Raw genomic sequence first — 26,168 nt, forward strand, 5'->3', positions numbered from 1 at the left:
CGGGAAAAGGAGTTGATTCGGTGGAGTTGATTCAGGAGCGCGGTCATGCACTGCGGTGCGTTGCATGACCGGGCCCGTTAGCCGGACTCAATAGGCGTTGTTGCCCACGAAGCCCTTCCACAGCGTCAGCACGACGATCTTGATGTCGAGCCAGAAGGTCCAGTGCTGCATGTAGTACAGATCGAGCTTCACGCGCCCCATCATCTTTTCGATCCGGTCTGTTTCGCCGCGATAGCCGTTGATCTGCGCCCAGCCGGTGATGCCGGGCTTGATCCGGTAGCGGTGCATGTAGCCCTTCACCAGATCCTTGTAGATGTCGTCGTGTTCGAGCGCGTGCGGGCGCGGACCGACCACCGACATCTCGCCGCGCAGCACGTTGATGAATTGCGGCAGCTCGTCGAGGCTGGTGCGCCGCAGGAACGCGCCGACCGCCGTGATGCGCGGATCGCGGCGCGTGGCCTGAGTGATCTTGCCGGCCTCTTCCTTGTGCAGCTTCATCGAGCGGAACTTGTAGATCTCGAACTGGTTGCCGTCGATGCCCTTGCGCTTCTGGCGGAAGAACACCGGCCCCGGCGAACTCAGCTTGACCAGCAGCGCGATAGCAAGCATCAGCGGCGACAGCGCGGTCAACGCGGCCAGTGCGAACAGGCGGTCGAACACGCGCTTGGGCAGCACGCGCAGATCGGTGATCGGCGACGCGGCCAGGTTGATCGCCGGCACGCCGAGCAACTCGACCATCGGCTGGTTGAACAGCGTGAGGCTGCGCACGTCCGGAATGAAGCGGATGTTCACGAAGTCGTTGCGCAGGTCCATCACGAAGCGATGGATCGCCTTCTCCTTCGAAATCGGCAGCGCGAGCCACAATTCGCGGATCGCGCGCTGGCGCACGAGCTGGATCATGCGCTGGTAGTCGCGCTCGACCGGCACGCCGTCGATCGCGTCGGTCGCGTCCGGGTCTTCGTACGGATTGATCGTACCGTCCTCGTCGAACACGACGACGGGGCTAAAGCCCGCTTCCGGACGGCTGCGCATCTGCTCGATCAGGAAGCGCCCATACGGCGCCCCGCCGACGATCGCCACCGCGCGCTGATTGAAGCCCTCGCGGCGCAGTCCGCGCAGAATCGAATAGACGATCACCTTGGTGACGACCAGCAGCACGATCGTGGCGACTGCCCAATACACGAGCCACAACCGCGACAGGCTATCCGAGCGGTGCAGGCTGAAGCTGATCAGCACGCCGGTGACTTCGACCATCACCCAGCCGCCCGCGACGCGCGACAGCAGGTCGTAGAGCGGCTTGCCGCGCCACGATTGATAGATGCCGAGCGCCGGAAAGAACACCACCACCAGCAGGCAGCCGAACGCGAGCGACACGCTTTGCATATCGTCCAGCCACACGAACTTGCCGCTGTGCACGGCCGCCGCGATGGCGGCGCCGAGCGCGACCATGGCGATGTCGATGATTCTCGATAGAACGCTCAGCATGCGCTGCCCCTCAGTTCGTCAGTCAAGTGCCGTCCGTTGGTTGGTTAAAGCCGTCGCCGCCCACTCCGTCAAATGGGCGCGCCACGCCGTCGAGCGCGTCCCGCAATAAACCTGCGCGACGCGAACTGATTGAACCGGTGCGATTGCCGTTCCATTTCCCGAGCCGCAATTGCCTGAATGGCCGGAAACGGGAAATTCATGTCGGAATGAGTGAATACCCTTGTACAGGTATAGATAAAGCGATATTAAAATTCGTACTGCAAGACCGCAAAATATCTCAAATTGTATCGGTCAATATTTCGATATTTTTTCTGAATTTTGTTCGGCAATTGTTACCGCAAAGGAGCGTACCTGCCTTGTTGAAGGCGCTCCCGTGGCCATTCCGTAAGGCAATGCAGTCCCCGCCGCGCGATTCCCTACGACGCTTACGCCAGACTCTTCGACGTCATTTTGACGCACAATCCGCAGTAAAAAAATGGCCGCCGATTTTTTTCGGGTAATTTTTCTTTTTTATAAATCGACCGGACATTTTTTCTTCATGAAATCGGGTTTTTTGATTGTGCGTCTTTTATATGCTTTCTATTTAACGCGCTTTTATTGATTCCGGACTTCATGATAAAACTCGACGCATTCACCCAGCCTCGAGGAGTCCATCATGACAGCTCCGGTCACGGCGACGCCCGCCGACACCCGGTCCACGCAAACCACGCCCCTGAACGTCAAGCTCAAGGTTCATCCCGTGATTCTCGCAGGCGGCTCCGGTACGCGGTTGTGGCCGATGTCGCGCGAGCAGCATCCGAAACAGCTAATCGGCCTGCTCGGCGAAGACTCGCTGCTGCAATCCACCACCCGCCGTCTCGACGGACTCGAATCCGGTTATCCGCTCACCGAGCAACTGGTCGTGGTGGCCAATGAAGAGCAGCGCTTCACCACTGCCGAACAGCTGCGCACGAGCGGCAAGCCGACCCGGCTGATTCTCGAACCCGTCGGCCGCGACACCGCGCCGGCGTTGACGGTGGCCGCGCTGTCGGTTCTCGCGCAGGACGGCGACGGCATCATGGTCGTCATGCCCGCCGATCACGCGGTCACCGACAGCGAAGGCTTCCACGCGGCGGTGGCCGCCGGCGTGCAGCACGCGGCGGCCGGGCACATCGTCACGATGGGCATCGTGCCGACCCGAGCGGAAACCGGCTATGGCTACATCCGGATCGGCGCGCCGCTGCACACATCGGCAAATACTTCGGATAGCGAAGCATCCGGCAAGCCCGGCGCGCATCAGCTCGACCGCTTCGTCGAGAAGCCGCATCTGGAACTCGCGCAGCGCTACGTCGAGTCGAAAGAATACTGGTGGAATAGCGGCATTTTCATCATGCGCGCGTCGACGTGGCTGAAGGCGATCCGCCATTTCCAGCCGGCCATTCACGAAGCGTGCGCCGCCGCGTTCGCGGGCGGGAAGGCGGACGGCGACTTCTTCCGTTTGCAACGCGACGCGTTCAGCGCGTCGCCGTCGAATTCGATCGACTACGCGGTGATGGAGCAACTCGGCGCCGATCAAAGCGCCGCCTCGGGCGTGGTCGTGCCGTTGCAGGCCGGCTGGTCGGACGTGGGTTCGTGGGACGCGATCTGGGACATCTCGGAGAAAGACGAAAATCACAACGTGAGCCGCGGCCGCGTGATGTTCGAAGGCGCGTCATCGACCTTCGCGCATTCGGAAGGACGCCTGATTGCCTGCGTGGGCACGCAGGACCTCGTGGTGGTCGAAACGGCCGACGCGATTCTCGTCGCCGACAAGTCGCGCGTGCAGGACGTGAAGAAGATCGTCGGCCGGATTCGCGAGGACGGCGGGCTGGAAGCGTCCAACCATCGCAAGGTGCATCGTCCGTGGGGCAACTACGATTCCGTCGACAGCGGCGAGCGGTTCCAGGTCAAACGCATCGTCGTGAAACCGGGTGCGCGGCTTTCGCTGCAAATGCATCATCACCGCGCCGAACACTGGATCGTCGTGCGCGGCACGGCGCTCGTCACGCGGGGTGAAGAGCGCTTTATCGTCTCCGAAAACGAATCGGCCTATATTCCGCTGGGCGTCACGCACCGCCTCGAAAACCCGGGCAAGATGCCGCTCGAAATGATCGAGGTGCAGTCGGGTTCGTATCTCGGCGAAGACGACATCGTGCGTTTCGACGACACGTATGGACGCCAGTGATCAGGCAAAACGGTTGAATCACAACGAATGAAGCGGGAACCTGCGGCGGTTGCTCCTGACTGCCGCGGAGTACTGCCGAACTGCGCTAACCGACGTGCTCACCCCGCGTGGGAGATGAGTTCTGTGTACGCCGACGGAAAGCGGTCTGATGCGCGATCTGATGTGCCGCCATTGCTGTCGGACGCCGAAGTGACGACGGCCGCGTCGCCGGGATAACGGCGCAAAGGTCCACGAAACGCATTGAGCGGGCCGTGCAACGGCGCGCCATGATTCACCGCGACGGGCTCCGGCACGTGACGCAACGCCGGCAACGGACGAGCCGTTTGCCTGGACACATAGGCCGATGGCGCACGCGTCATGTTCGCGGATTCGGCCGCACCCTGCGCGGTGCGCTCACGGTCGATCCACTGCTGCGCCCATTCGAGCGCATACCGCTCCGCTTCGCTCGCTTGCGCGAAGCGAGGCCCGACGAGGCCGGAACGCTCGACGCGTTTGCCGTCCTTCATGATTTCCGCCCACGCGCGATACATCGCGTTGGGCACCTGCTCGGCCACCACATAGATCACGTAGTCGTGCGGACCGGCGACTTGCATGCCGCGCGGCGCGAGACTCATCGACAGACTGCGCGACACACTGCGGCGGTCGTCCGGTGCGAGTTGCGCACGACGTGCCGCCGCGATTGCCGCGTCCAGATGCCCCATTGCCTCGCCCACCGCGCCGGCTTCGCCGTCGAAGCTGACCGGCCCAGCGGCGCGCGGCGCGGGCCGCAGACTGGACGCGACAGTGGCCGCGCTGGCGACGGAATCCGTCGGCGCGCGCGTCACCGGCGTCGTGCTCGCGAGGCCGGACAATTGCCGCGTGATGTCGGCGATCGGATCGGCCGAGCGCCAGTTGCCGAGCGCGCTCGCCGTGCCGGGCGCCTGCCACGACTCGGGACTCTTCCACGACACGCCACGCGGACTCTCGTCGCGCATGCTGACTGTTTCGGCGGCCGGCGCCGCGGGTTTGGCCGCAACGGGCGGCGCCGGCTGCGGGACGTACGCGAAGGTGCGCCCGGTTTGCGACAACAGCCGGACCATCTCCAGCAGCGTGCCGTTCAATTGCCACTCTTCAAACCGGCGACGGCACGTGGGACCCGACGGATAGCGACCCGGCAGCTTCGACCAGGGTTCGCCAGTCGTCAGAATCCACAACACGGCATTCGCGACGATACGTGGTTCGGCGCGGGGCCGGCCGCGTCGGTTCAGACGGACGGCCGGCTCATCGGAGACAAGCGCTGTCAGCAGCGCCCATTCGTCATTGCTTAGCTCATCGAAAAACATTGGATTTTCTCCACGCGGCCTGGCCTGGCCGCGGCGTTGGACCTGCCACGGATTCAACTTTCACGACCCGTGTGCGGCCCTCGGTTGCACAAATATGTTTGGTACGTTCTGCTGGCTGGTCAAGACCGCCCTGACTTAGTGCGGTTTGTCCCTATTGCGAAGCACAAAACGTGGTCTCACTCGTGCATGGGAGAATTTGTGCACGAAGCATACCATCACCAGGGTTTGCGTGAATACGGATGAGACAAGTGTTACGGATAGAAACAAACTTGTCCTTTTCACTGCGTCTTTACACGCATTGCCGTCACAGAAGAACAGGCTATGCGCGTCGCCAGGGGTGTTATTGCACAGCACAACGACAGGCTTTCATGCTGAATAGCATTTACGAATCGCGCACGTGATTCATAGTGAATTTTGATGTGCTTTTAGCAGGCCAGATTGGCGAGCGCGGCATCCGGGGCAGCACACTAGCGGCGCATCGGGCCAGTGGGAATCCTATCATCGCGAGGGCGCATAAGTATGCTTGCGCGTGCGCCCTCTTTTCTTTCTACACATTTGCCGCCGCACGTGTTCGAGCCGCTATTAACGAGTCGGCTTTGACGCGTTTTCGCCTACCACCGTGGTCCACTCGCGCACGCGCCAACGTGCGACGAGGCCGGCGAGCACGTACGGATCCTTTCTGGCAAAGGCTTCCGCGGTAGCGGCAGAATCGCTCTTGAAGAGCAGCATCGCGCTGTCCGTGGGTTCGGCCAACGCGCCGGCCAACACCAGCTCGCCGCGCTCCGCCGCCGCCCACGCGAGTTTCAGATGCTCGTCGCGATAGGTGGCGCGTCGTTCGAGGTAGTCCGGCACGAGGTCGTACATCAACAGATAGTGCATGGCGAGGCTCCTATGGGCTGACAGAATATGAGCGATGGTCACGCGTTCGAGTCAAGATTACTCGCCTGCGCGATCGCGGGATTTTATGCCGATTTACCATTCATTTGCATTCGCAGCAATGCGAATGGCATTTCAATATTCGCTTGAAAACTCACATAGTGAACTTAACGATTCATTTGAAATAACTTTAATTAATTGATCTGGATTGCATAGCATAATTTCATTGTGCTCTCATTCGCCCGCTTCAAACGCCGAAAGCGCGTACGACCCCTGCGCGTAGGGAAAACGAGCGTCGTCGGCTGTCAACCGGAATGCGCTTTTGTCCGTTCAGGCAGACAGCATTTGCCATAATGGACGTGCCGAGGGGCCCTGGATGCCGTTGACGCCCGCGCGCATGAACGACCAAAACGTTTTCACCACCGATGGAGTGTCACATGAAAATCCAATCCGCTATCGCTACGCTGGTGCTGGGCGCCGTTCTCGTTTCGCCGGCGTTCGCGGCGAACAGCCAGCAAACCAAAATGGCCGACTGTAACAAGCAGGCCGCCGACAAGAAAGGCGACGAGCGCAAGGCGTTCATGCAAACCTGTCTGTCCGCGAAGCCGGCCGCCGCGCCGATGACGCAGCAGGAAAAGATGAAGGTGTGCAACACGCAAGCCACCGGCAAGAAAGGCGACGACCGCAAGGCGTTCATGAAGACCTGCCTGTCGTCCACGCCGGCCAACTAGGCACGATTGAATGCGGCGCGTCGGCGTCATGCGGCGAGCATGACGACCGGGCGCCGTTCGCTCGATTACGGCCGCGCTATCGTCCCGCACGGCCCTCGCCTTTCCCTTCCTCGCTCTCCGCCCCTCGCAGTCCGCCCGCCTGAACGCGCCATTTTCTTCTATGATGGCTGCGGAGACGGCCCACCCCTTCAATACAACATTAGACGGGCCGCCATCTTGTCGTTGGTGCTGCTGAGCATCGATCGGAGGCAAGGATGGTATCGAAGCATAAAAACCGCTGGTTGAGGCGGTGGCTGCTCGTCATCGTATTCTGGGCGGTGCCCGTGGCGATCGTTGCTGTCAGCGAGATTCGCGAGGAAATGGCCTACAACGCCGTCGACCTCGACCGCGCGCTGACCACCTGGAATTTCACCGACGCGCAACGCGCCGCTGGCGCCCCCGCGCGCTGCCACGGCAAACCCGACGAAGCACAAGCCGCCGGCTGTCCCGCCGACGTGCTCGCCGCCAATGCGCCGCGCCAGCAGGACGCGCGCAACGAATACAGCGTGCGTCGCACAACCTTGATGGCTTATCTGTGGCATGCGTTCGTCGGCTATTGGGTCGTGCCGGCGGTCATACTGCTGTTGTTCGGCATGCTGATCGGCATGGTGCGCCGCGCGCTGCGGCGTCCGCCGCCGGTCAAGAGTCCGGCGAACCACGGGTGACGACGCTTCGCGACCGGCCACGCAGCGAGCACCCAGGCAGGCATGGGGAAGAACGCGGCTGGTGCAAGAGGCCTGAGGTGGTGACACACCAAGCGCGACTGCGGCATCCGGGCAACATATTCAACGCGATTTCCACCGCAAAACGCGGCTCCAGAAATCGGTAAAAAGGAGCGTTTCCGTCGCCCCCGCGCTTTTCGGCGAGACGCGACCGCTCGATACGCGCGCCTCGCCGAAAGCCGTTCAAAACGCCGCGCAAGCCTCTTCAGGGCGGCCGCGGCGATCAGGTCAAATTTACAGCACCGGCTTTTACGATTTGCCGGAAAGCCCCGTCGCACAAGGCTTTACGCCTGTCCGTGAAGTGCGCCGTTTACCGTGGCGTGTGATATAACTCAAAGGCGACCCGGCGACTTCGCCTCGGGTTTGCGCCCCGGAACAAATGGAGAAAAACGATGCAAAGACGAAACTTCATGTTGAAGACTACCGCTGCGCTCGCTTTCGGAGGCATTGCACTCGCTGGATGCACGACGACGTCCCCCAGCAGCAACAACGCCACACCTTCCACCGATACCTCCAAGCGGCAGTCGATCGACGCCGCCGTCGACGGCACGCTATCGCGGCTGTTCACGACCGTGAAGGGCTCCCGCGAACTGGTCTCGAAGGCGCGCGGCGTGCTCGTGTTCCCGTCGGTTCTGCAAGCAGGCTTCATCGTCGGCGGTCAGTACGGCGAAGGAGCGCTGCGCGTGGGCGGCACGTCGGTCGGCTACTACAGCACGATTTCGGGCTCGTTCGGGCTGCAGGCGGGCGCGCAATCGAAGGCCATCATCTTCCTGTTCATGACACAGGACTCGTTGGACAAATTCCGCAATGCGGATGGCTGGTCGGTCGGTGGCGACGCCTCCGTCGCGCTGGTGAAGATGGGCGCGAACGGCGCAATCGACACGACCACCGCCACCGCGCCGGTCCAGGTGTTCGTGCTGACCAATGCCGGCCTGATGGGCGACCTGTCGCTGCAAGGCACCAAGGTATCGCGCCTGAAGATCTAGGCGCGCTGCCGGTTGGCAGGCCTGCGGGGTGTGCGTCTGATCCGCCCGGTTCCGTGAGCAGCGGTGGCCGGATCAGACGCAAGCCCGCGCGGGTTGCGGTTGCATGGCGGCGGGCGGGGTCGGCCTGTCGGCGGAGCCCGCTCCGTTCAAGCCGCCCTTCCACGGGCCGGCCGCCCGGTTCAGTTCGGCGTCCGGTGGTTGCCCAATGCAACCGTTCAGCATGAAGCGGCAATGAAAAACGGCGGTGCGCTTCGCACACCGCCGTTCTTTTTTCCCGCGCCGCACATATACCGACGCGCCGCCTGAACGCACACCGCCGCGTCAAACTCCCGACGACGTATCGATCACCTTGAAGCGCGAGCGCTTCTGCGCGCGGATCACCGATTGATACGCATCCACGTACTGCTGCGCCATCCGGTGCGACGTGAAGCGCTCCTCGAAGCGCTGCCGCACGCCCGCTCGCGGCATCTTGTGCAGACGGTTGACTGCCGCCACCGCCCCGATCTCGTCCTCGACGATAAAGCCCGTCACGCCGTCCTCGATCACTTCCGGCACCGAGCCGCGATTGAACGCGATCACCGGCGTGCCGCACGCCATCGCCTCGATCATCACGAGACCGAACGGCTCCGGCCAATCGATCGGGAACAGCAGCGCATGCGCGCCGGACAGGAACTCGGCCTTCTGGTTATCGGCGATCTCGCCGATGAACTCGACATACGGCAAGTCCAGCAAAGGCCTGATCTCACGTTCGAAGTACTCGCGGTCGGCGGCGTCCACTTTTGCGGCGATGCGGATCGTCATCCCGCAGCGCCCTGCAATCCGGATCGCGGTATCGACGCGCTTTTCCGGCGAAATGCGACCGAGGAACGCGAGGTACTTCTGCTCGACCGGCTGCGGCGTGTACAACTGCTCCGGCAGGCCGTGATAGACGGTGGTGAGCCAGCGCGCCTGCGGCAACGGATGACGCTGCGCGTTCGAAATCGAGATCACCGGCGCGGTGTTGAAGGTGTCGAACACCGGCTGCTGCTCGGGCAAATCGAGGCGGCCGTGCATCGTCGTGACGAACGGCGTCTCCTGCCGTTTGAACACCGAGAACGAGTAATAGTCGAGGTGAAAGTGCAGCACGTCGAACTCTTCGGCCTGACGGCGGACCAGTTCCATAAGCAGCATGTGCGGCGCGATGCGGTCGCGAATACCGGGGTCCAGGCGGAGCGCGCGCGGCCACACGGCTTCGAGCTTCGCGCTGGTGACGGAGTCACCGCTCGCGAACAGCGTCACGTCATGGCCTAGCTCGACGAGTGCCTCGGTGATGTACGAGACGACGCGCTCCGTGCCGCCATATAGCTTCGGCGGCACCGATTCGGTCAGGGGGGCGATCTGCGCAATCTTCATATTGTGTGTCTCCATGGACTGACGGCTTGCGCCTCGTGGCGGTGCGCGTCAGCGACGCCGAGTATGACAGCGCCGTTACCTCCGATCAATTGCAGCGGCGCACGGCTGACGCACAGGCGCCTGCACCGTCGGCATCGGAGCATTATTGCCTGGCGTCCCGCGAAAAGCCCCCAGTCTTGCATTTGCTCTGCGCTGTTACAGTCGGCTTACATCCGGCGCGACGGTTCGCGCTGACAACGCTAGCGCGACGGCCACTTCCACGCAGGCAAGTCGCGCTCGTCGGCGTCCGCGATGCGGGTCGCTCCGAAGTGCTTCTCCAGCACGATCGACTCGCTCGCGTGCTCGCGTTCGAGCGCCGCGATCAGACGGGCCGCATGCGACACGACCAGCAGCTGCGAATGCGCGGACGCCCGCACGATCAGGCGCGCGAGCGCCGGCAACAGGTCCGGATGCAGGCTCGTCTCCGGTTCGTTCAGCACGAGCAGCGCGGGCGGACGCGGCGTCAGCAACGCGGCGACCAGCAGCAGATAGCGCAACGTGCCGTCCGACAGTTCCGCGCCCTTCAGCGGCCGCAGCAGCCCGTGCTGCCGCATCGCCACCTCGAAGCGGCCGTCGTGCGTCGTCACCTCCAGTTGCGAGCCGGGAAACGCGTCATCGATCGCCGTGTCGAGCGCGGCCGGGTCGCCGATCTCGCGGATGGTTTGCAACGCCGCCGCGAGGTCCGCGCCGTCGTTGGACAACACCGGCGTATGCGTGCCGATTTGCGGCAGACGCGCGGGCGCGTCGGCGTCGGTGCGGAAATGATCGTAGAAGCGCCACGAGCGGATCTGCTCGCGTACCGTGATCATTTCCGGCGCTCCGCGCGGGTCAGAGAACTCGGTCATCATGCTGTCGAAACTCGCGACCGGCTGCGGGACGGTCTGCCAGTCGCCGCTGACGTCGCGCGTGCGCAGCGCGACGCCGTGGCGGTCGACCAGCAACGCCGAAGGCCGCAGCACCGGCCCGCTCCAGATGCACTCGCGCTTGATGACCGGGTCGAGCTGGAACTTGCTCGACTCCTGCGGCGTCGGCATACCCAGATCGATCGCGTAGCTGAATTCGTCGCTGGCGAAGCCGAGCCTGAGACTGACCGGCTCCTTGCGGCGCGTGCCCTCGACTGGCGAGTCGCCCGCCAGCATCGCGCGTGAAAAGCGCTCGGGACCGGCCCACAGCGTCGAAGGTAAACCGCCTTCGCGTGCGAGCGACGTGATCACGCCGCCGCGCGCGGTCTCCGCCAGCAAACGCAACGCGCGGTACACGCTCGACTTGCCGCTGCCGTTCGCGCCGGTGATCACGTTCAGCCGTCCGAGCGGCACGATCAACTCGCGCAACGACCGGTATCCGGCGACCGCCAACGTGGTCAGCACGCGGCCGCCCATGCTTCGAACATGAGCGGCGGCACGCCCGTCACCTCAGCCGCATCGACATGCGCCATCAGTTGTGTCCGCCGCCCTTGCCCGGCTTCTGCACCGGCACGCTGCGCAAATCGCTCAGGAAGGTGTCGCGCCACACGCCGAGATCGTTCTTGCGCAGCGCCGCCATGTTGATCTCATGACGCCGCTGGCGCGCATCGAGCGGCATCTGCAACGCGCGCTGCAACGCCTCGCACATGCCGATCGCGTCGTGCGGATTGACGAGCAGCGCACCGCTCAGCTCGGCGGCCGCGCCCGCGAAGATCGACAGCACCAGCACGCCGGGGTCGTCGGGATTCTGCGCGGCGACGTATTCCTTCGCGACCAGGTTCATGCCGTCGTGCAGCGGCGTCACGAAGCCAATCTGCGACTCGCGAAACAGCGACATCAGTTTCCAGCGGTCGTACTGCTGGTTCAGATAGCGGATCGGCGTGTAGTCAAGGCCCGAATAGCGGCCATTGATTCGTCCTGCTTCGTATTCCAGATCCTGGCGGATCTTCTGATAGGTGGCGACGTCCGAGCGCGTCGGCGGTGCGATCTGCACGAGCGTGACGTTGCCGCGCCATTCGGGCGAGCGCTCCAGCAGATGCTCGAATGCACGGAAACGTTCGACGAGACCCTTCGAGTAATCGAGCCGGTCGACGCTCATGATCAGCTTGCGCCCTTCCAGGCTCTGCTTCAGGTCGAGCACGTGCTGCCGGCTTTCGTAGCGCTTGGCTTGCTCGGCGATTTCGTCGGGGAACACGCCGATCCGGTAAACGCCGGTGCGCAGCTTGCGGCCGAACGCTTCGACGAGGCCGCCCGCGCTCACCGTCCCGCGCGCGTGGCGCGTCACGTAGTCGTGGAACGCCTGTTCGTCGGTGGCGGTCTGGAAGCCCAGCAGGTCGTAACACGACAGCGACTTCACCAGTTCTTCGTGCGGCGGAATGTTGAGCAGGATCTGCGGCGCGGGAAACGGAATATGCAGAAAGAAGCCGATGCGGTTCGTGACGCCTTCGTTGCGCAGCGCCTCGGCGAAAGGGATCAGATGGTAGTCGTGAATCCAGATCACGTCGTCGGGTTCGAGCAGCTTGATCAGCTTGTGCGCGAGCCACGCGTTGACGCGCCGGTAGCCCGCGTACTCCTCGCGCTCGTAGCGCGCGAGGTCGTTGCGGTAGTGGAACACCGGCCACAGCGTCGCGTTCGAAAAGCCGCGATAGTACTGGTCGTAGTCCTTGCGCGTGAGGCCGACGGTCGCGAAGGTCACGGCGCCGTCCTGTTCCAGCGTCGGCCCCGCGTTGGCGACGGTCTCGCTGACCACGTCGCCACTCCAGCCGAACCACACGCCTCCCGCGTCTTTCAGCGCGCCGAATACGCCGACCGCGAGGCCGCCCGCCGATCCTTTGGTTTCCGTCGGTGTAGCGACGCGATTCGACACGACGATCAGTCGGCCCATGTTGGATGTCCTCCTTGGTTCGCACGGCGCGGACAAGTGCGTGTGGCGCATTGCGTTGCGGTGTAGCGCGTTGTGCTGCCTGCGCTGCCGCTGCCCGAAGCGCGATGAAGCTCGCCCTGCCGCGCCAGGTTCGTGAGTGATTGGACGGTTCGACCGCATCAGGGCCTGATCGGTTCAGGCACGCCGTGTGATCAGCCGGCGACGGCCGGCCCTCTGCCGGTTTTACTTGCGTAGTCAGGCGCTTGTGTGTGCACGCTTTCACGCGCTCGGACACTTCAAGCACTTCAAGCACTTCAAGCACTTCAAGCACTTCAAGCACTTCAAGCACTTCAAGCACTTCAAGCACTTCAAGCACTTCAAGCACTTCAAGCACTTCAAGCACTTCAAGCACTTCAAGCACCCGCAAAGTATGGGTCATCGACGCCTGCCCGCTACGCCTTTTCCCTCGACTTCTGCGCCGCTTCCGCCGCGCCTGGCCTGCCGAACCGACTGGCCACCGGATCGGCCTCGGTATGCGCGGCCGTGCTGCCGGCCGGCGCCTGGGCGCTGCGCGGCACCCAGTCGACCTGCTCGCCCATGGCGGTCTCCAGTTCGGCCGACACTTCGGCGCGCGTGCGCGGCAAGTATTGCGGATAGTGTCGCTGGATGAAGTCGAGCAGCCCTTCGCGCACGCGACAGCGCAAGTCCCAGTTCAAGCCGGAGTCCTGCGAACTCACCAGCGCGCGCAATTGCATCGCGCGCTCGGTGCCGTCCGTGACCTGCAGCACCTGCACGCGGCGATCCCACTCGGGCGCGCTCTCGACGATGCGCGCCAGCTCTTCGCGCAGCGGCGCGAGCGGCATCCGGTAATCGACGAACAGGAACACCGTGCCGATGATCTGCGCGCTGCTGCGTGTCCAGTTAGTGAACGGATTTTCGATGAACCATTGCAGCGGCACGATCAGCCGGCGCTGATCCCACAAACGCACCGACACGTACGTGCCCGTGATTTCCTCGATACGCCCCCACTCGCCCTGAATCACAACGACATCGTCGAGCCGGATCGGCTGCGACAGCGCGATCTGCAAACCGGCGATCAGATTGCCGAGCACGGGCCGCGCCGCGATACCGGCGACCAGACCGGCCACCCCCGCCGACGCCAGCAGACTCGCGCCGACCTGGCGGACGTTCGGGAAGGTCATCAGCGCCCCGCCGGTGCCGACGATCACGATCAGGATCATCACCGAGCGCGCCAGCACCCGCGCCTGCGTATGGATGCGACGCGCATGCAGGTTGTCGGCGGTATCGAGCGGATGGGCGCGGATGATCGCCTCGCCGATCGCCGCCGCCGAGCGCACCGACAACCACGTGAGCGCGGCGATCAGCGCGATCGCGGTGACGTCGCGCAACGGCTCGATGTAGTTGAGCGTATCGGGCGCCTCGGACCACACGCCTTCCAGCACCAGAATCACGAGGACGAACAGCGAGGGCTTGTCGATATAGCGCAGCACGACGCTCGTGAGCGGATGTGGCCGCGCGATGCGCATCACGATGCGCGCGCCGAACCGGTGAATGCCGATCGCCACCACCGCCACGATCACCGACACGATCAACGCGCCGAACCAACTATGCAGCGGCGCTTCGGCGATGCGGCCGAAATCGTCGAGAGTAGAGATGGGGGGCATGTTCCTCCTGGCTTCAGTGGTAGACAGGACCGCTGCGGGTCGCGCGTGGCCACGCAGCCCGCGGACTATCGACATCTTAGGTCTCAATGCCGCGCGGTGGGAACGGTGCCGAAGGCGCCCGTTCCGAAGACAGGTGTTCCGGCTTGCGTCCGCAGCACAGCCAGATTCGAAGCGGGCGGACCGCAGCGGGTTTTGATCCCGCGAGCGAGCGGGCCGCGCCGGAAGACGCGCACGGGTGGCCGCATCGCGCGCTCGCCTGAGGCGCACGCGCCGACCGCCCGCGGTTCAGATCAGTTGCCGCTTTTGCAGGGAAACGCCTTGCCGAGTCCCAGCGAGATCGCCGTGCTCGCGTTGTAGCCCGCGACGATCGGATTTTCCGCGATGTACTTGCGCACCGCGTCGGTCAACTGCGCGGAGCGCGCGTCGGCCGGCAGGCAGAAGTACTGGCCGACCCGTGGGCCGGTGGTGCCGCCGATCGCGTCGATGGTGTTGAAGATGCCGTCGGCGGCGCCTTCGATGTAGGCGGCGCAGGCGCTACGCGATGCCACATCGGTCTTCGTGCACAGCTTGTTGAGGTCGCCTCCCGTAAACGCGGCCGCCGATAGCGGGACGGCAAACGCGCTGGCGAAAATCAAAGCCCGCAGCATGGTGTTCCTTTCCAGGGTCGTTTAATCAGGCGGTCTTTCGCCGCATCCGGACGGCGCGCCACGCGGCGCGCCAAAGTCGTCATTCTGCACTGTTTTCTGCGACGGCAGCAGCCCGGGGGGCCGCTGCCGTAAGCGCCACCCCACGCCGGCGGCCGGACGGCCGGTGCGCGACGCCATGCAAATCACTTCTGCTGCATCTGCTGCAGGCGCGCGGTCAGCCCTTCGACCACGTCCGGTTCCTTGTAGGTCTTCGCGAAATCGAGCGCCGTCATGCCGATCTGATTCTTCACCGTCAGGTCCGCGCCGTTGTCGAGCAGCAGCTTCACGGTCGACACATGGCCACCGCGCGCGGCCATCATCAGCGGCGTGGTGCCGTTGGGCGAACCGGCGTCGACGTAAGCCGAATGGTCGAGCAACACCTTGACGATGTCGTCGTGGCCATTGGCGGCCGCGTAGTGCAGCGGCGCCCAGCCCTTCTTGTTGACCTCGGCGTCTTTCGCGATCAGCAGGTTGACGAAGTTCAGGTCGCCGGCCAACGCGGCCATCATCATCGCGTTCTCGCCGGCCTTGTCCTCGATCTCGATGTTGGTCTTCGGATTGGCGAGCAGCGCCGCGCCGGCCTTGTCCGATTTCTCGCGCGCGGCGATCACCAGCAGCGGGATGCCCTGGTTGTCCACGCTGTTGGGGTCCATGCCCTTTGCCAGCAGCTTGTTGACGCCGTCGACGTCGTCGAATTTGACCGACTTGATCAAAGAGTCGATCGGCGCGGCTTGCGCCGGGGCCGCGACCAGCGCGCTCAGCGCTGCGCAGGCGAACGTGGCTGCGAGTGCCGCGCGCGCTGCACCGCGCCGCGCCGAAGCCAGCGCGGCGCGCCACGCGGAAGTCTGTTCGAAAGCAGCGGACGACATCGGAATATTTTTCATATCTTACTTTAGGAAATTTCCCTATCCTTTTGATATTGCTTGAATTTGCGACTCAGGCGCTGGCAGGCGCGGGGATCTTGAAGAGCCGGAAGAAGTTTTGCGTGGTCGCGGCGGCGAGCGCCTCGTCGGGCATCTCGCGCTGTTGCGCGATGAAGCGTCCGACATAACTTACGTACGCAGGTTCATTGGGTTTGCCGCGATACGGCACCGGCGCGAGGTACGGCGAGTCGGTTTCGATCAGCAAACGATCGAGCGGCACGCGCCGCGCAACGTCCTGCACGTCGGTCGCGCTCTTGAACGTGACGATGCCCGACAGCGAGATGTAAAAGTTTTGCGCCAGCGCCTGTTCGGCCACCGCCCAAGGCTCGGTGAAGCAGTGCATCACGCCGCCCGGCTCGCTCGCGCGCTCCTCAACCATGATGCGCAGCGTGTCTTCCGCCGACGAGCGCGTATGGATGATCAGCGGCTTGCCGGTCGCATGCGCGGCGCGGATGTGCGTGCGAAAGCGTTCGCGCTGCCATTCCATATCGGCGATCGTGCGGCCTTCGAGACGGTAGTAGTCAAGCCCAGTCTCGCCGATCGCCACCACTTTCGGATGCGCGGCCAGCTCGATCAGCTCGGCCAGACTCGGCTCGCGCATGTCCTCGTGATCCGGATGCACGCCGACCGACGCGTATACATTCTCGTGCCGACTGGCAATCTCCAGCACGGACGGCAGCGTCTCCAGATCGACCGACACGCACAGCGCATGCGTGACCGCATGGCTGCGCATATTCTCCAACACTTGCGGCAGGCGGTCGGCGAGTCCTTCGAAGTTGATGTGGCAGTGCGAATCGACAAACATGATGAGGGTGTCCTGTGCTGCAAAAGAAGCTGAAGGCGAATCAGGCGGCGGCCTTGTCCGTGTCGAGGCGCTTGCCCAGAATCACCAGATCGCGCTCCACGCCGTCCAGCACCGCCACGCGCGGCAGCGTGCCCCACGCGTCGAAGCCGAAACCGCGGAACAGGCGCAGGCTCGCGTCGTTATGCCCGAACACGAAGCCCAGCACGGTGTCGATGCCGAGCGCCGGAGCCGCCTCGATCGAAGCCGCCAGCAGCTGTTTGCCGAGACCCTTGCCGCGCGCGCATTCGTCGAGATAGATGCTGACTTCGGCGGTGCGCAGATAGGCCGGGCGGCCATAGAAATCCGAGAAGCTGAGCCACGCGATCACGCGGCCGGGGTTGGCGGAGTCTTCCACCACCCAAAGCGGGCGCTTATGCGGGCCGTGCGCGTGAAACCACGCGAGCCGGCTTTCGACGCTAACCGGTTCCAGATCGGCCGTCACCTGGCGCGACGGCACGGTGGAGTTGTAGATGGCGACGATCGCGGGTAGATCGTCGAGCGTGGCATCGCGGTAAGAAAGGCTCATAGTGCTTTGATTGAAATGGAAGGCGGATCACAAGGGCGAAAGCGGGCAAAAGCAGGACAAAACCGCGGGCGGCCGCGCCGGGCGATGCGGCGCGCGCTGCCGTCCGGGCGTCCCCGCGCAGAGCTCACGCGAAAAGTTCGCGGTAGCCGATAAACAGTTCCTCGAATACCAACCGCGCGTTCAGCGGATGGTTCTCGACGGCGCGCTGGCGCGTGACGGTGCGCATGAAGCGGGCGAACGCGCTGGCGTCCGCTTGTGATGCGCAGCGCGTCAACGCCGCCGACGCCTGCGGAAAATAACGCGGCGCGCCGGCCGTGCGCTGCGCCAGCAGATCGTACATCCAGCGTTGCAGCCAGCCCAGCACCAGCGGCACCGGCAGCTTCTGCAACGCCTCGCCGCAAGCGAACGCGTCGCACCCGGGCCCGGCCGCCAGTTGCTTCAACGTCCAGTCACGCAGCGTGCGGTTTTCGTCGCTGGCGAGCGCGAGCGCCGCGAGTGGCGCGCCGCCGGCCTCGGCGAGCAGCGCGGGCGCCTCGGCGACGCCTTGCGCGGCGAGCCACTTCGTCGCGGCCTCGGGCGCGGGCACGCTCACCGGCCATTGGCGGCAGCGGCTGATGATGGTCGGCAACAGACGGTCGATGCGCGCCGACACCATCAGGAACACGACGCCCGCGGGCGGCTCTTCGAGCGTCTTGAGCAATGCGTTGGCCGCCGCGATGTTCAGCGCCTCGGCCGGATACAACACGACCACGCGCGCGCCGCCCCGGTGCGAACCCACGCCGACAAAGTCGAGCAGTCCGCGAATCTGTTCGATCTTGATTTCCTTGCTGGGCGTGCGGGTCTTCTTGCCTTCATCGGCGTCGGTCTTGTCGGCCTTGTCGTCGGCGGCGGCGCCTGTGCCGGCTTCGGCGGCGAGCGCCTCGGGCACGACGATCCGGTAGTCGGGGTGATTGCCCTGCGCGAACCAGTTGCACGCGACGCACGCACCGCACGGCTCGCCGTTGGCCTGCTGCGCCTCGCACAACAAGCCTTGCGCGAGATGCTGCGCAAAGCGCAGCTTGCCGATGCCCGCCTGCCCATGCAGCAGCAATGCATGCGGCCAGTGGCCGCGCAGCTGCTGCAGGCGGTTCCAGTCATCGGCTTGCCACGGATAAATCATCGTTTCTCTTTGAAATCAATCGGTTGACAGCGTTACGTGAGATTGGACACGAACTTTGCACACCGTTATAACGGTAAATATATTCTTTTAAAATCAAAGCACTGCGATCAACTCTTCAAGCTGCTTCTGAATTCGCGCGACGCTCTGCGAAGAGTCGATGATAGCGAAACGGTACGGCGCTTCTTCGGCGCGACGCAAATATTCGCTGCGGGTACGCTCGAAAAAAGCCGCCGACTCGCTCTCGAAGCGGTCCGGATCGCGCGCCGCGCTGCGCCGTTCATTGGCGATCGCCGGCGGCAGATCGAACAACACCGTCCGGTCCGGCTGAAACCCGCCCTGTACCCAGCGCTCCAGCGTTTCGAGCTTGTCGCGCGGCAGTCCGCGACCGCCGCCCTGATACGCGAAAGTCGCGTCGGTGAAACGGTCCGACACCACCCAGTCGCCGCGCGCGAGCGCGGGTTCGATCACTTCGGCCAGATGCTGGCGGCGCAGCGCGAACATCAGCAGCGCCTCGGTTTCGAGGTCCATCTTCTGGTGCAGCACGATCTCGCGGATCTGTTCGCCGAGCGGCGTGCCGCCCGGCTCGCGCGTCATGACGACCGAACGGCCGGTGCTCGCGACCTTCTCTTCGAGCCGCTCGCGAAACCAGCCGAGGTGGGTCGTCTTGCCGGCCCCGTCGATGCCCTCAAACGTAATGAATTTGCCCCGCGCCATCATTGCCCTCGAATGTATTTGTCCACGGCCTTGTTGTGATCGCCGAGGGTGTCAGAAAAGATGCTGCTGCCGTCGCCGCGCGACACGAAGTACAGCGCGGAGCTTTGCGCCGGGTTCAGCGCCGCCTGCAGCGACGCGACCCCGGGCAGCGAGATGGGAGTGGGCGGTAGGCCCATCCGCGTGTAGGTATTGTAGGGAGTGTCGGTCTGAAGGTCCTTCTTTCTGATGTGGCCGGCATAGCTCTCGCCCATCCCGTAGATCACGGTCGGGTCGGTCTGCAGCGGCATGCCCGTGCGCAGACGGTTCGCGAACACCGCGGCCACCATCGGCCGGTCCGAGGTCTTGCCGGTTTCCTTTTCGATGATCGACGCCATTGTCAGCGCGTCGTACGGCGTCTTGTACGGCAGGTTCGGCGCGCGCGCGAGCCACGCTTCATCGAGGCGCACGCGCATCAGCCGGTACGCGCGGCGATAGATGTCGAGGTCGCTCGTGTTCTTGTCGAACAGATACGTGTCCGGGAAAAACAGGCCCTCGCCATTGCCGAGCGACGCTTCCGGCGCGCCGATCGCGGTCATCAGATCGGCGTCGCTCATGCCGAGGGTGTCGTGCTTCAGCGCCGGATTGGCATCGAGCTCGGCACGCATGTGCTTGAAGGTCCAGCCTTCGATGATCGTCGCCACGTACTCGTTGACGTCGCCCCGCGCGATCTTCTGCAGCACTTCGTACGGCGTCACGCCCGACTTGAACTCGTAGTTGCCCGATTTCAGATCGGTCTGCAAGCCGAGCAGCCGCGTCATGAGGATGAACAGCTCAGGCTCGACCGGTACCCCACCGCGATTGAGCTGCAGCGCGACGCTGCGCAGGCTGCTGTGCGGTTTGACGGTGACGTCGAGTTGCGCGGGGGTCAGGTCGAGCGGGCGCGTGGCCCAGTAATATCCGCCGGCAAGTGCGGCGGCGGCCAGCACAACGACAAGGGAGCCGGCGACGAAACATTTCTTCAGGAGGGACATGCGAAACGTGGCAGGGTTGGACTGCATATAATACTTGTTTGCCTTAGCTAAAGTCAGAATTGACTGTTCCCGGGATCCATGAACACACCGCTCGCTACCGCTTCAGGCACGCCTTCCGCCGCACCTTCGGCCACCGCCACGCCCGCCGGACTCCCTGTGCTGCCCCGCCCATCGGCCGATGAATTCGACGCCGTGCTCCATCACGGCGCCTACATGCCGCTCACACAGTTCGGCGTGATCGACGCCACCGGCGACGACGCCGCGAGCTTCCTGCACGGCCAGCTGACCAACGACACGCAGCACCTCGACGCGGCCAACGCGCGTCTTGCGGGTTACTGCTCGGCGAAGGGCCGCCTGCTCGCATCGTTCCTGACCTGGCGCAGTGGCGACACGATTCGCCTGCTGCTGTCGAAGGACGTGCAGGCGGTGGTGCAGAAGCGGTTGTCGATGTTCATCCTGCGCGCGAAGGCGAAGCTCGTCGACGCCAGCGGCGAGCTGGCCGTGGTCGGTCTCGCCGGCGACGTGCGCCGCGCGCTGTCCGGCGTGTTCGACGCGCTACCCGACGGCGTGCACGGTCAGGTGGACGGCGCGGCGGGCTCGCTGATCCGCGTGCCGGATGCGCTCGCGCGTCTGCGCTATCTGTGGATCGGCCCGAAGGCGCAGGTCGACGCGCTGCTGCCCTCGCTCGACAATCAACTCAAACGCGTGTCGCCCGCGGTGTGGGATTGGCTCGACATCCGCGCGGGCGAGCCGCGTATCACGCAGCCGGTGGTCGAGCAGTTCGTGCCGCAGATGGTCAACTTCGACGTGCTCGGCGCGGTGAATTTCCGCAAGGGCTGCTACCCCGGCCAGGAAGTGGTGGCGCGCAGCCAGTATCGCGGCACGATCAAACGGCGCACGTCGCTTGCGAACGTTGAAGGCGAACTGGACACGGTAAAGCCCGGAGCAGAACTGTTCCATTCGGACGATCCGGGCCAGCCGTGCGGGATGATCGTGAATGCGGCGTCCGCGCAAGGCGGCGGGGTCGATCTGCTGGTCGAGATCAAGCTCGCGTCGCTCGAAAGCGGCTCGGTGCACCTGGGCGCGGTCGATGGCCCGGCGCTGCGCTTTCTCGCGCTGCCCTACGGTTTGCCGACCGAAGTCTGAGTCCCTGCATGGTACGAAGCGGCGCGCTCGGGCGCCGCTTTTCACTATGCGTTCCCGTTGCCGCACTTCCAACGCCACGCCCCTCCCGGGAGACGCCCCTCGATGTGCCTGATCGTTTTCGACTGGCGGCCCGACGCGGTCGACGGCCCGCTGTTCACGCTCGCCGCGAATCGCGACGAATTCTTTCGCCGCACGGCCGAACCGATCAACTGGTGGCACGACGCGCCCACCGTGCTGGCCGGCCGCGACCTCGTGGGCGGCGGCACGTGGCTCGGCCTGTCGCGCGAGGGCCGCTTTGCCGCGCTGACCAATTACCGCGCGCCACACGAAATGCGCGCCGATGCGCCGACGCGCGGCACGCTCGTCAGCGACTGGTTGAACGGCGCGGCGCGTGCCGCGGACGGCAGCCCGCACGAGACACCGCTCGCGTATCTGCAGCACGTCGCGCAAACCGGCGACATCTACAACGGCTTCAATCTGCTGGTCGGCGACTGGACCCGCCGCGAACTCGCCTGGTATTGCAACCGCGGCAACCGCGACAACCGCGCGGAGCGCGCACCTGCTCTGCTCGCGCCAGGTACCCATGGCATCTCTAACGCGGTGCTCGATACCGCGTGGCCGAAGCTCGTGAAAAAGCGCGCCGAACTGGGCACCCTGCTCGCGCGCGACGCGCTGCCGCCGCTCGAACGTCTGATCGATCTGATGCGCGACCCGCGTCTTGCCCGCGACGACGAACTGCCGTCCACCGGCATTCCGCTCGAACGCGAACGGGTGCTGTCGGCGGCGTTCATCGAGTCGCCGGAGTACGGCACGCGCGGCACCACCGCATTGCGCGTGAGCGCGCAGGGCGAAGTGATCAGCGTGGCTATCGCCGAACGCAGCGACGACAACGGCTCGCACCGGATCGTGCGGCCCGGCGATTTCGAGCGCAGCTTCGCGTTCAATATCGTTCGGCAGAGCGAGTGAAGCGCTGCGTCTTCGTAGGTCGGTAAGCCAACGCACTCGTGACGTTCGAGCTGGAGCTTCGGGGCTGACCAACCGCCGTGCCTCGACATGAAGCGGGACATTTGCGCGAGGGGCCCGCTCGAAAGTTGGCCTTACGCTTCGAAAAAACTGCGCTCACTCCACCCCAAACGCCGCCCGCAATGCCGCCGCCGCATCCGCATGCGCGCGGGCGACATCCGGCACATAGCCGCCCATCTTGAAGAACTCGTGAATCATGCCCGCATAGCGCGTGAGCACGACCTCGTTGCCCGCCGCGCGCAGCTTCTCCGCGTACGCATCGCCCTCGTCGCTCAGCGGATCGTATTCGGCGGTCGCGATCCACGCCGGCGCGACACCGCGAAAATCGGGCGCACCGCGCTCGCCGTCGAGCGGCGCGAAACGCCAGTCGTCGCGATCGCTGGCATCACGCACGTACTGCTCGAAGAACCATTGAATCGTATCGCCCGACAGCAGGAAGCCGTCGGCGAGACGCGCGTGCGAATCGGTCTGCTGATGGCCGGTCGTGCCCGGATAGATCAGCAATTGCAGCGCGAGGCGGATGCCGGCGTCGCGTGCGAGCACCGCGCAGACCGTCGCCAGCGTGCCGCCCGCGCTATCGCCGCCGACCGCGAGCCGCGCCGCGTCGACGCCATATTCGGCGGCGTGTTCGTACAGCCAGTGCAGCGCGTCGAACGCGTCATCGACGGCGGTCGGGAATTTGTGCTCGGGCGCGAGCCGGTAATCGACGGACAGCACTGTGCATCGGCCGTCGCGCGCGAACATCCGGCACAGTGCGTCGTGCGTATCGACGCTGCCGACCGTGAAGCCGCCGCCGTGAAAATAGACAAGCGCCGGCGCGGGCTCGGCCCAGCTCGGCTCGGTCGCCTGATAGAGCCGCGCGCGAATCGTCGCGCCGTCGCGCGTGGGAATGGACAGGTCTTCGAGCGTGAACATCGGCGCGCTCGCGATCTCCAGGATCGGCGCACTTTTCTCGTACGACGCGCGCGCCTGTTGCGCGCTCATCTGGTGGTACGACGGGCGTTTGGCCCGCGCGATCATGTCGAGCACCTGCTCGATCTTCGGATTCAGCGGCATGGTGCGCGTGGTGTGCGGCGAACGGCGCGTGCGCGCCGAAGGTTGAAAAGAGCCGGCCTGCAGCGCCGGCGCGATAGCAAAGTGACGAACACGGTAACGCAGAACGCTCAGCTCGCGTTCTTCACCTCGGGCTTCAGCGACATCGGATCAGTCGGATTGCGCAATTGCTCGATGTCCGCGTGACGCAGCTTCACCGTCGCCATGATGCCCGGATGCGTGACGATATAAAAACGCCGCGCGGCGATCGCTTCGAACGTGAGGTCGGCGACATCGGCGGCGCTCAGCTTGCCCGACTGCACCGCGCGCTGCAGCTGCTTGCCGGCGGCGATCTGCGAACGCGTCGGCCGCGCGGCGTTGCTGAGCGACGCGGGACGCGCGCGCTCCGCATCGGCGATGCCGGTTGGCACGAACGCTGGGCACAGCAGCGAACAGCCGACCAGACCGATCGCCGTGTGCGCTTGCGCGTCAGACGTGTCAGGCGCATCCTGCGCGCCCGCCGCCTGCGCCAATTGCAGGTCGTGATAAAGCGTCTCGGTCAGCGACACCACTGCGTGTTTCGACGCGTTGTAAATACCCATCGCGGGCGGCGACAGCAAGCCCGCGACCGACGCCGTATTGACGATATGCGCGGGCTCGTTCTGCGCCAGCATGATCGGCGTGAAGACGCGTACGCCGTGCGCGACGCCCATCACGTTGACGTTGAACACCCACGACCAGTCGTTCGCCGAGCTTTCCCACAGGAAGCCGCCCGAGCCGACGCCCGCGTTGTTGAACAGCAGATGCACCTTGTCGAACGCGCCGAGCGCCGCCTGCGCGAGCGCTTCGACCTGGGCCGGGTCGGACACGTCGGTCGGCACGGCGATCGCGTCGGCGCCGTGCTCGCGCAATGCATCGAGAGTTTGCGCGAGCGCGTCGGGATTCACGTCGGCCAGCACGAGCTTCATGCCGAGCGCCGCGCCCTTCTGCGCGAACGCGCGGCCGAAGCCGCTGCCCGCCCCGGTGATCACCGCCACCTTGCCTGCGAATTCGAACATCGTCTGACTCCTGGGTTGGGCGGCGTTTCCGTGCGCCCGTGCATGCGTTGACGTGCTACCGCGTTACCGCATGACCGCGCTCAGATCAGCTTGACGAGTTGCTTACCGAAGTTCTTCCCCTTCAGCAGGCCGATAAACGCGTCGGGCGCCGCATCGAGTCCTTGCGCGATGGTCTCGCGATATTGCAGCTTCTTCTGCGCGACCAGCGTGCCGAGCTGCTTGAGCGCTTCGGGCCACACGTCCATATGCTCGCTGACGATGAAGCCCTGCACGAGCAACCGCTGCGTGAGGATCAGCGACGGGTGCTTGAGCGGCACCGGCTGGCCGTCATAACCGGCGATGAACCCGCACACCGCGATGCGCCCGAATGGATTCATGCGCGCGAGCGTCGCGTCGAGCACGTCGCCGCCGACGTTTTCGAAGTAGCCGTCCACGCCGTCCGGTGTCGCGGCCTTGAGGTCCTGATACAGGTTGCCGCCCTTGTAGTCGATGCACGCATCGAAGCCAAGCGTCTCCACCACATAACGGCATTTGTCCGCGCCGCCCGCGATGCCGACCGCGCGCGCGCCGGCCAGCTTCGCCAGTTGCCCGACCACGCTGCCCACCGCGCCGCTCGCGGCGCTGACCACGACCGTGTCGCCCGCCTTCGGCGCGATGATCCGGTTCAGACCGTACCAGCCGGTCACGCCCGGCATGCCGACCGGGCCGAGATAGGCGGATAACGGCACGTGCGTGTCGTCGACTTTCTGCACGCCGGCGCCGTTCGACGTGCCGTATTCCTGCCAGCCGAACATCGCCACGACCTTGTCGCCGACCGCGAACTTCGGATTCTTCGACTCGACCACTTCACCGACCGTGCCACCGATCATCACTTCGTTCAGCGGCTGCGGCGCCGCGTACGACTTGCTGTCGTTCATGCGGCCGCGCATGTACGGGTCGAGCGACAGGAAGTGATTGCGCACGCGCAATTCGCCATCGGCGAGCGGCGCGAGCGGCGTTTCGACGAGCTTGAAATTGTCGGGCGTTACCGCGCCTTGCGGGCGCGAAGCGAGCACGAGTTGACGGTTGATCTGGGACATGACGGTCGTCTCCTTGAGTTACCGATTGAATCGGTGAATGGTTTGAACGGCGTGCGTGAATGGCGCTGCGTGCGCAAAGGCCGCGATGCAGCGCGTGCGGTCCGCTCGTCTTGCGCTCCATGGCGGTCACATACGGTGAATCAGCCGTCGCTGGGACCGGGTTTCGCCGACGGGTCGCTGCGCAACCGCTGTTGCGTGACATCGCGGCCGACCGCGAGGCGTCGCATGTATTTGAAGGTGCCGAGCGCCTTCGCGACGAAGTGGCCTTCGCTGTCGCGAATCTCGCCTTCGCAGTAGGCCATCGTGGTCGAGCGATGCAGCACGCGGCCGGTCGCGCGCAACTCCCCGCGGCCCGGCTGCATGAAGTTGACCTTCATCTCGACGGTGACGACACCGACGCCATCGCCGGCGAGACTGCGTGCGGCCATCGCGAGCGCGACGTCGGCGAGTGTCATCGTGACGCCGCCATGCGCGACGTCCCACGTATTCATGTGATCGGGCTGCAACGGCAGCACGACTTCGCTGACGCCGTCGGCAGCGGACAAAAGCTGTGCGCCGAGACGATCGACGAACGGGCTTTCGGGCAACGTCGGGTTGCCCGCTGTGGACGATTTGGGTGATGAGTTTGAATCGGTCATTGCGTATTCAGGGTTCGTGGTCGG

General features: G+C 64.6%; 24 protein-coding genes. 6 read left to right on the forward strand and 18 right to left on the reverse strand.

All coding sequences use genetic code 11. The features are described 5' to 3' along the window. Positions 1-87 precede the first annotated feature (87 nt). Entirely contained in the window at positions 88-1,485 is a 1,398-nt protein-coding gene (locus tag BGI01S_RS06975; RefSeq protein ID WP_042323608.1) for an undecaprenyl-phosphate glucose phosphotransferase, read from the reverse strand. Positions 1,486-2,140: 655 nt separating this feature from the next. Here BGI01S_RS06975 and BGI01S_RS06980 point away from each other — a divergent pair. After that, positions 2,141-3,688, forward strand: a complete 1,548-nt coding sequence (locus tag BGI01S_RS06980; RefSeq protein ID WP_042323610.1) for a mannose-1-phosphate guanylyltransferase/mannose-6-phosphate isomerase — start codon at positions 2,141-2,143, stop codon at positions 3,686-3,688. Between the two features lie 98 nt (positions 3,689-3,786). Here the strand turns inward: BGI01S_RS06980 and BGI01S_RS06985 are convergent, their stop codons facing one another. Beyond that, a complete protein-coding gene (locus BGI01S_RS06985; protein WP_042323613.1) occupies positions 3,787-5,010 on the reverse strand; it encodes a transposase in 1,224 nt (407 codons plus the stop codon). A gap of 582 nt (positions 5,011-5,592) precedes the next feature. After that, positions 5,593-5,889 (reverse strand): YciI-like protein, encoded by a 297-nt coding sequence (locus BGI01S_RS06990; RefSeq protein WP_042323615.1) that lies wholly within the window; start codon positions 5,887-5,889, stop codon positions 5,593-5,595. 434 nt (positions 5,890-6,323) lie between these two features. Here BGI01S_RS06990 and BGI01S_RS06995 point away from each other — a divergent pair, with 434 nt between their 5' ends. The 3 genes from BGI01S_RS06995 to BGI01S_RS07005 all read left to right on the forward strand — a co-directional run bounded on the left by BGI01S_RS06995 (position 6,324) and on the right by BGI01S_RS07005 (position 8,364). Further along, entirely contained in the window at positions 6,324-6,617 is a 294-nt protein-coding gene (locus BGI01S_RS06995) for a PsiF family protein (RefSeq protein ID WP_042323617.1), read from the forward strand. A gap of 254 nt (positions 6,618-6,871) precedes the next feature. Further along, a complete protein-coding gene (locus BGI01S_RS07000) occupies positions 6,872-7,321 on the forward strand; it encodes a membrane protein (RefSeq protein ID WP_042323618.1) in 450 nt (149 codons plus the stop codon). Positions 7,322-7,770: 449 nt separating this feature from the next. Continuing rightward, positions 7,771-8,364, forward strand: a complete 594-nt coding sequence (locus BGI01S_RS07005) for a BPSL1445 family SYLF domain-containing lipoprotein (protein ID WP_042323621.1) — start codon at positions 7,771-7,773, stop codon at positions 8,362-8,364. A 321-nt stretch (positions 8,365-8,685) separates the two neighbouring features. Here the strand turns inward: BGI01S_RS07005 and BGI01S_RS07010 are convergent, their stop codons facing one another. From BGI01S_RS07010 to mltG, 11 genes are all read right to left on the reverse strand, one after another. Further along, positions 8,686-9,756, reverse strand: a complete 1,071-nt coding sequence (locus tag BGI01S_RS07010; protein ID WP_042323622.1) for a glycosyltransferase family 4 protein — start codon at positions 9,754-9,756, stop codon at positions 8,686-8,688. A 239-nt stretch (positions 9,757-9,995) separates the two neighbouring features. Continuing rightward, positions 9,996-11,162: an AAA family ATPase gene (locus BGI01S_RS07015; protein ID WP_042324481.1), complete on the reverse strand. Its 1,167-nt coding sequence runs from the start codon at positions 11,160-11,162 to the stop codon at positions 9,996-9,998. A gap of 67 nt (positions 11,163-11,229) precedes the next feature. Continuing rightward, positions 11,230-12,642: an alpha,alpha-trehalose-phosphate synthase (UDP-forming) gene (otsA, locus tag BGI01S_RS07020; protein WP_042323623.1), complete on the reverse strand. Its 1,413-nt coding sequence runs from the start codon at positions 12,640-12,642 to the stop codon at positions 11,230-11,232. Positions 12,643-13,073: 431 nt separating this feature from the next. Beyond that, positions 13,074-14,297 carry a mechanosensitive ion channel family protein gene (locus BGI01S_RS07025; protein ID WP_042324483.1) on the reverse strand — a complete coding sequence of 408 codons (1,224 nt, stop codon included), beginning with the start codon at positions 14,295-14,297 and terminating at the stop codon, positions 13,074-13,076. Between the two features lie 299 nt (positions 14,298-14,596). Continuing rightward, positions 14,597-14,953: a Rap1a/Tai family immunity protein gene (locus BGI01S_RS07030; RefSeq protein WP_042323624.1), complete on the reverse strand. Its 357-nt coding sequence runs from the start codon at positions 14,951-14,953 to the stop codon at positions 14,597-14,599. Between the two features lie 182 nt (positions 14,954-15,135). Further along, entirely contained in the window at positions 15,136-15,876 is a 741-nt protein-coding gene (locus tag BGI01S_RS07035; RefSeq protein ID WP_042323625.1) for an ankyrin repeat domain-containing protein, read from the reverse strand. Between the two features lie 52 nt (positions 15,877-15,928). Beyond that, a complete protein-coding gene (locus tag BGI01S_RS07040; protein ID WP_042323626.1) occupies positions 15,929-16,720 on the reverse strand; it encodes a TatD family hydrolase in 792 nt (263 codons plus the stop codon). A gap of 40 nt (positions 16,721-16,760) precedes the next feature. After that, on the reverse strand, positions 16,761-17,285 hold the full coding sequence (locus BGI01S_RS07045) for a GNAT family N-acetyltransferase (protein ID WP_042323627.1): 525 nt from the start codon (positions 17,283-17,285) through the stop codon (positions 16,761-16,763). Positions 17,286-17,409: 124 nt separating this feature from the next. After that, on the reverse strand, positions 17,410-18,444 hold the full coding sequence (locus BGI01S_RS07050; RefSeq protein ID WP_042323628.1) for a DNA polymerase III subunit delta': 1,035 nt from the start codon (positions 18,442-18,444) through the stop codon (positions 17,410-17,412). Between the two features lie 93 nt (positions 18,445-18,537). Beyond that, positions 18,538-19,158 (reverse strand): dTMP kinase, encoded by a 621-nt coding sequence (tmk, locus tag BGI01S_RS07055; protein ID WP_042323629.1) that lies wholly within the window; start codon positions 19,156-19,158, stop codon positions 18,538-18,540. Continuing rightward, on the reverse strand, positions 19,158-20,168 hold the full coding sequence (gene mltG, locus BGI01S_RS07060) for an endolytic transglycosylase MltG (protein WP_042324485.1): 1,011 nt from the start codon (positions 20,166-20,168) through the stop codon (positions 19,158-19,160). The genes tmk and mltG overlap by 1 nt, the downstream gene beginning before the upstream one ends. A 78-nt stretch (positions 20,169-20,246) precedes the next feature. On the opposite strand from mltG, the gene ygfZ reads away from it, so the two are divergent. Both ygfZ and BGI01S_RS07070 read left to right on the forward strand, forming a co-directional pair. Then, complete coding sequence (gene ygfZ / locus BGI01S_RS07065; protein WP_042323630.1) at positions 20,247-21,314, forward strand: CAF17-like 4Fe-4S cluster assembly/insertion protein YgfZ; 1,068 nt, start codon at positions 20,247-20,249, stop codon at positions 21,312-21,314. Between the two features lie 102 nt (positions 21,315-21,416). Next, positions 21,417-22,280 carry an NRDE family protein gene (locus tag BGI01S_RS07070; protein ID WP_042323631.1) on the forward strand — a complete coding sequence of 288 codons (864 nt, stop codon included), beginning with the start codon at positions 21,417-21,419 and terminating at the stop codon, positions 22,278-22,280. Between the two features lie 153 nt (positions 22,281-22,433). Here the strand turns inward: BGI01S_RS07070 and BGI01S_RS07075 are convergent, their stop codons facing one another. The 4 genes from BGI01S_RS07075 to BGI01S_RS07090 form a co-directional block, all read right to left on the reverse strand. Continuing rightward, positions 22,434-23,393 (reverse strand): alpha/beta hydrolase, encoded by a 960-nt coding sequence (locus BGI01S_RS07075; RefSeq protein WP_042323632.1) that lies wholly within the window; start codon positions 23,391-23,393, stop codon positions 22,434-22,436. A gap of 107 nt (positions 23,394-23,500) precedes the next feature. Beyond that, a complete protein-coding gene (locus BGI01S_RS07080) occupies positions 23,501-24,427 on the reverse strand; it encodes an SDR family oxidoreductase (protein ID WP_042323634.1) in 927 nt (308 codons plus the stop codon). 80 nt (positions 24,428-24,507) lie between these two features. Further along, complete coding sequence (locus tag BGI01S_RS07085; protein WP_042323636.1) at positions 24,508-25,506, reverse strand: NADP-dependent oxidoreductase; 999 nt, start codon at positions 25,504-25,506, stop codon at positions 24,508-24,510. A gap of 140 nt (positions 25,507-25,646) precedes the next feature. Beyond that, positions 25,647-26,144 (reverse strand): PaaI family thioesterase, encoded by a 498-nt coding sequence (locus BGI01S_RS07090; RefSeq protein ID WP_042323637.1) that lies wholly within the window; start codon positions 26,142-26,144, stop codon positions 25,647-25,649. Between the last annotated feature and the right edge of the window lie 24 nt (positions 26,145-26,168).

This window comes from Paraburkholderia ginsengisoli NBRC 100965 (genome assembly GCF_000739735.1).
GTDB lineage: Bacteria > Pseudomonadota > Gammaproteobacteria > Burkholderiales > Burkholderiaceae > Paraburkholderia > Paraburkholderia ginsengisoli.

Excerpts from the sequence above, each read along its gene's own strand:
- BGI01S_RS06975 (WP_042323608.1), bottom strand. The coding sequence starts at position 1,485 with ATGCTGAGCGTTCTATCGAGAATCATCGACATCGCCATGGTCGCGCTC.
- BGI01S_RS06980 (WP_042323610.1), top strand. The coding sequence starts at position 2,141 with ATGACAGCTCCGGTCACGGCGACGCCCGCCGACACCCGGTCCACGCAA.
- BGI01S_RS06985 (WP_042323613.1), bottom strand. The coding sequence starts at position 5,010 with ATGTTTTTCGATGAGCTAAGCAATGACGAATGGGCGCTGCTGACAGCG.
- BGI01S_RS06990 (WP_042323615.1), bottom strand. The coding sequence starts at position 5,889 with ATGCACTATCTGTTGATGTACGACCTCGTGCCGGACTACCTCGAACGA.
- BGI01S_RS06995 (WP_042323617.1), top strand. The coding sequence starts at position 6,324 with ATGAAAATCCAATCCGCTATCGCTACGCTGGTGCTGGGCGCCGTTCTC.
- BGI01S_RS07000 (WP_042323618.1), top strand. The coding sequence starts at position 6,872 with ATGGTATCGAAGCATAAAAACCGCTGGTTGAGGCGGTGGCTGCTCGTC.
- BGI01S_RS07005 (WP_042323621.1), top strand. The coding sequence starts at position 7,771 with ATGCAAAGACGAAACTTCATGTTGAAGACTACCGCTGCGCTCGCTTTC.
- BGI01S_RS07010 (WP_042323622.1), bottom strand. The coding sequence starts at position 9,756 with ATGAAGATTGCGCAGATCGCCCCCCTGACCGAATCGGTGCCGCCGAAG.
- otsA (WP_042323623.1), bottom strand. The coding sequence starts at position 12,642 with ATGGGCCGACTGATCGTCGTGTCGAATCGCGTCGCTACACCGACGGAA.
- BGI01S_RS07030 (WP_042323624.1), bottom strand. The coding sequence starts at position 14,953 with ATGCTGCGGGCTTTGATTTTCGCCAGCGCGTTTGCCGTCCCGCTATCG.
- BGI01S_RS07035 (WP_042323625.1), bottom strand. The coding sequence starts at position 15,876 with ATGAAAAATATTCCGATGTCGTCCGCTGCTTTCGAACAGACTTCCGCG.
- BGI01S_RS07040 (WP_042323626.1), bottom strand. The coding sequence starts at position 16,720 with ATGTTTGTCGATTCGCACTGCCACATCAACTTCGAAGGACTCGCCGAC.
- BGI01S_RS07045 (WP_042323627.1), bottom strand. The coding sequence starts at position 17,285 with ATGAGCCTTTCTTACCGCGATGCCACGCTCGACGATCTACCCGCGATC.
- BGI01S_RS07050 (WP_042323628.1), bottom strand. The coding sequence starts at position 18,444 with ATGATTTATCCGTGGCAAGCCGATGACTGGAACCGCCTGCAGCAGCTG.
- tmk (WP_042323629.1), bottom strand. The coding sequence starts at position 19,158 with ATGGCGCGGGGCAAATTCATTACGTTTGAGGGCATCGACGGGGCCGGC.
- mltG (WP_042324485.1), bottom strand. The coding sequence starts at position 20,168 with ATGTCCCTCCTGAAGAAATGTTTCGTCGCCGGCTCCCTTGTCGTTGTG.
- ygfZ (WP_042323630.1), top strand. The coding sequence starts at position 20,247 with ATGAACACACCGCTCGCTACCGCTTCAGGCACGCCTTCCGCCGCACCT.
- BGI01S_RS07070 (WP_042323631.1), top strand. The coding sequence starts at position 21,417 with ATGTGCCTGATCGTTTTCGACTGGCGGCCCGACGCGGTCGACGGCCCG.
- BGI01S_RS07075 (WP_042323632.1), bottom strand. The coding sequence starts at position 23,393 with ATGCCGCTGAATCCGAAGATCGAGCAGGTGCTCGACATGATCGCGCGG.
- BGI01S_RS07080 (WP_042323634.1), bottom strand. The coding sequence starts at position 24,427 with ATGTTCGAATTCGCAGGCAAGGTGGCGGTGATCACCGGGGCGGGCAGC.
- BGI01S_RS07085 (WP_042323636.1), bottom strand. The coding sequence starts at position 25,506 with ATGTCCCAGATCAACCGTCAACTCGTGCTCGCTTCGCGCCCGCAAGGC.
- BGI01S_RS07090 (WP_042323637.1), bottom strand. The coding sequence starts at position 26,144 with ATGACCGATTCAAACTCATCACCCAAATCGTCCACAGCGGGCAACCCG.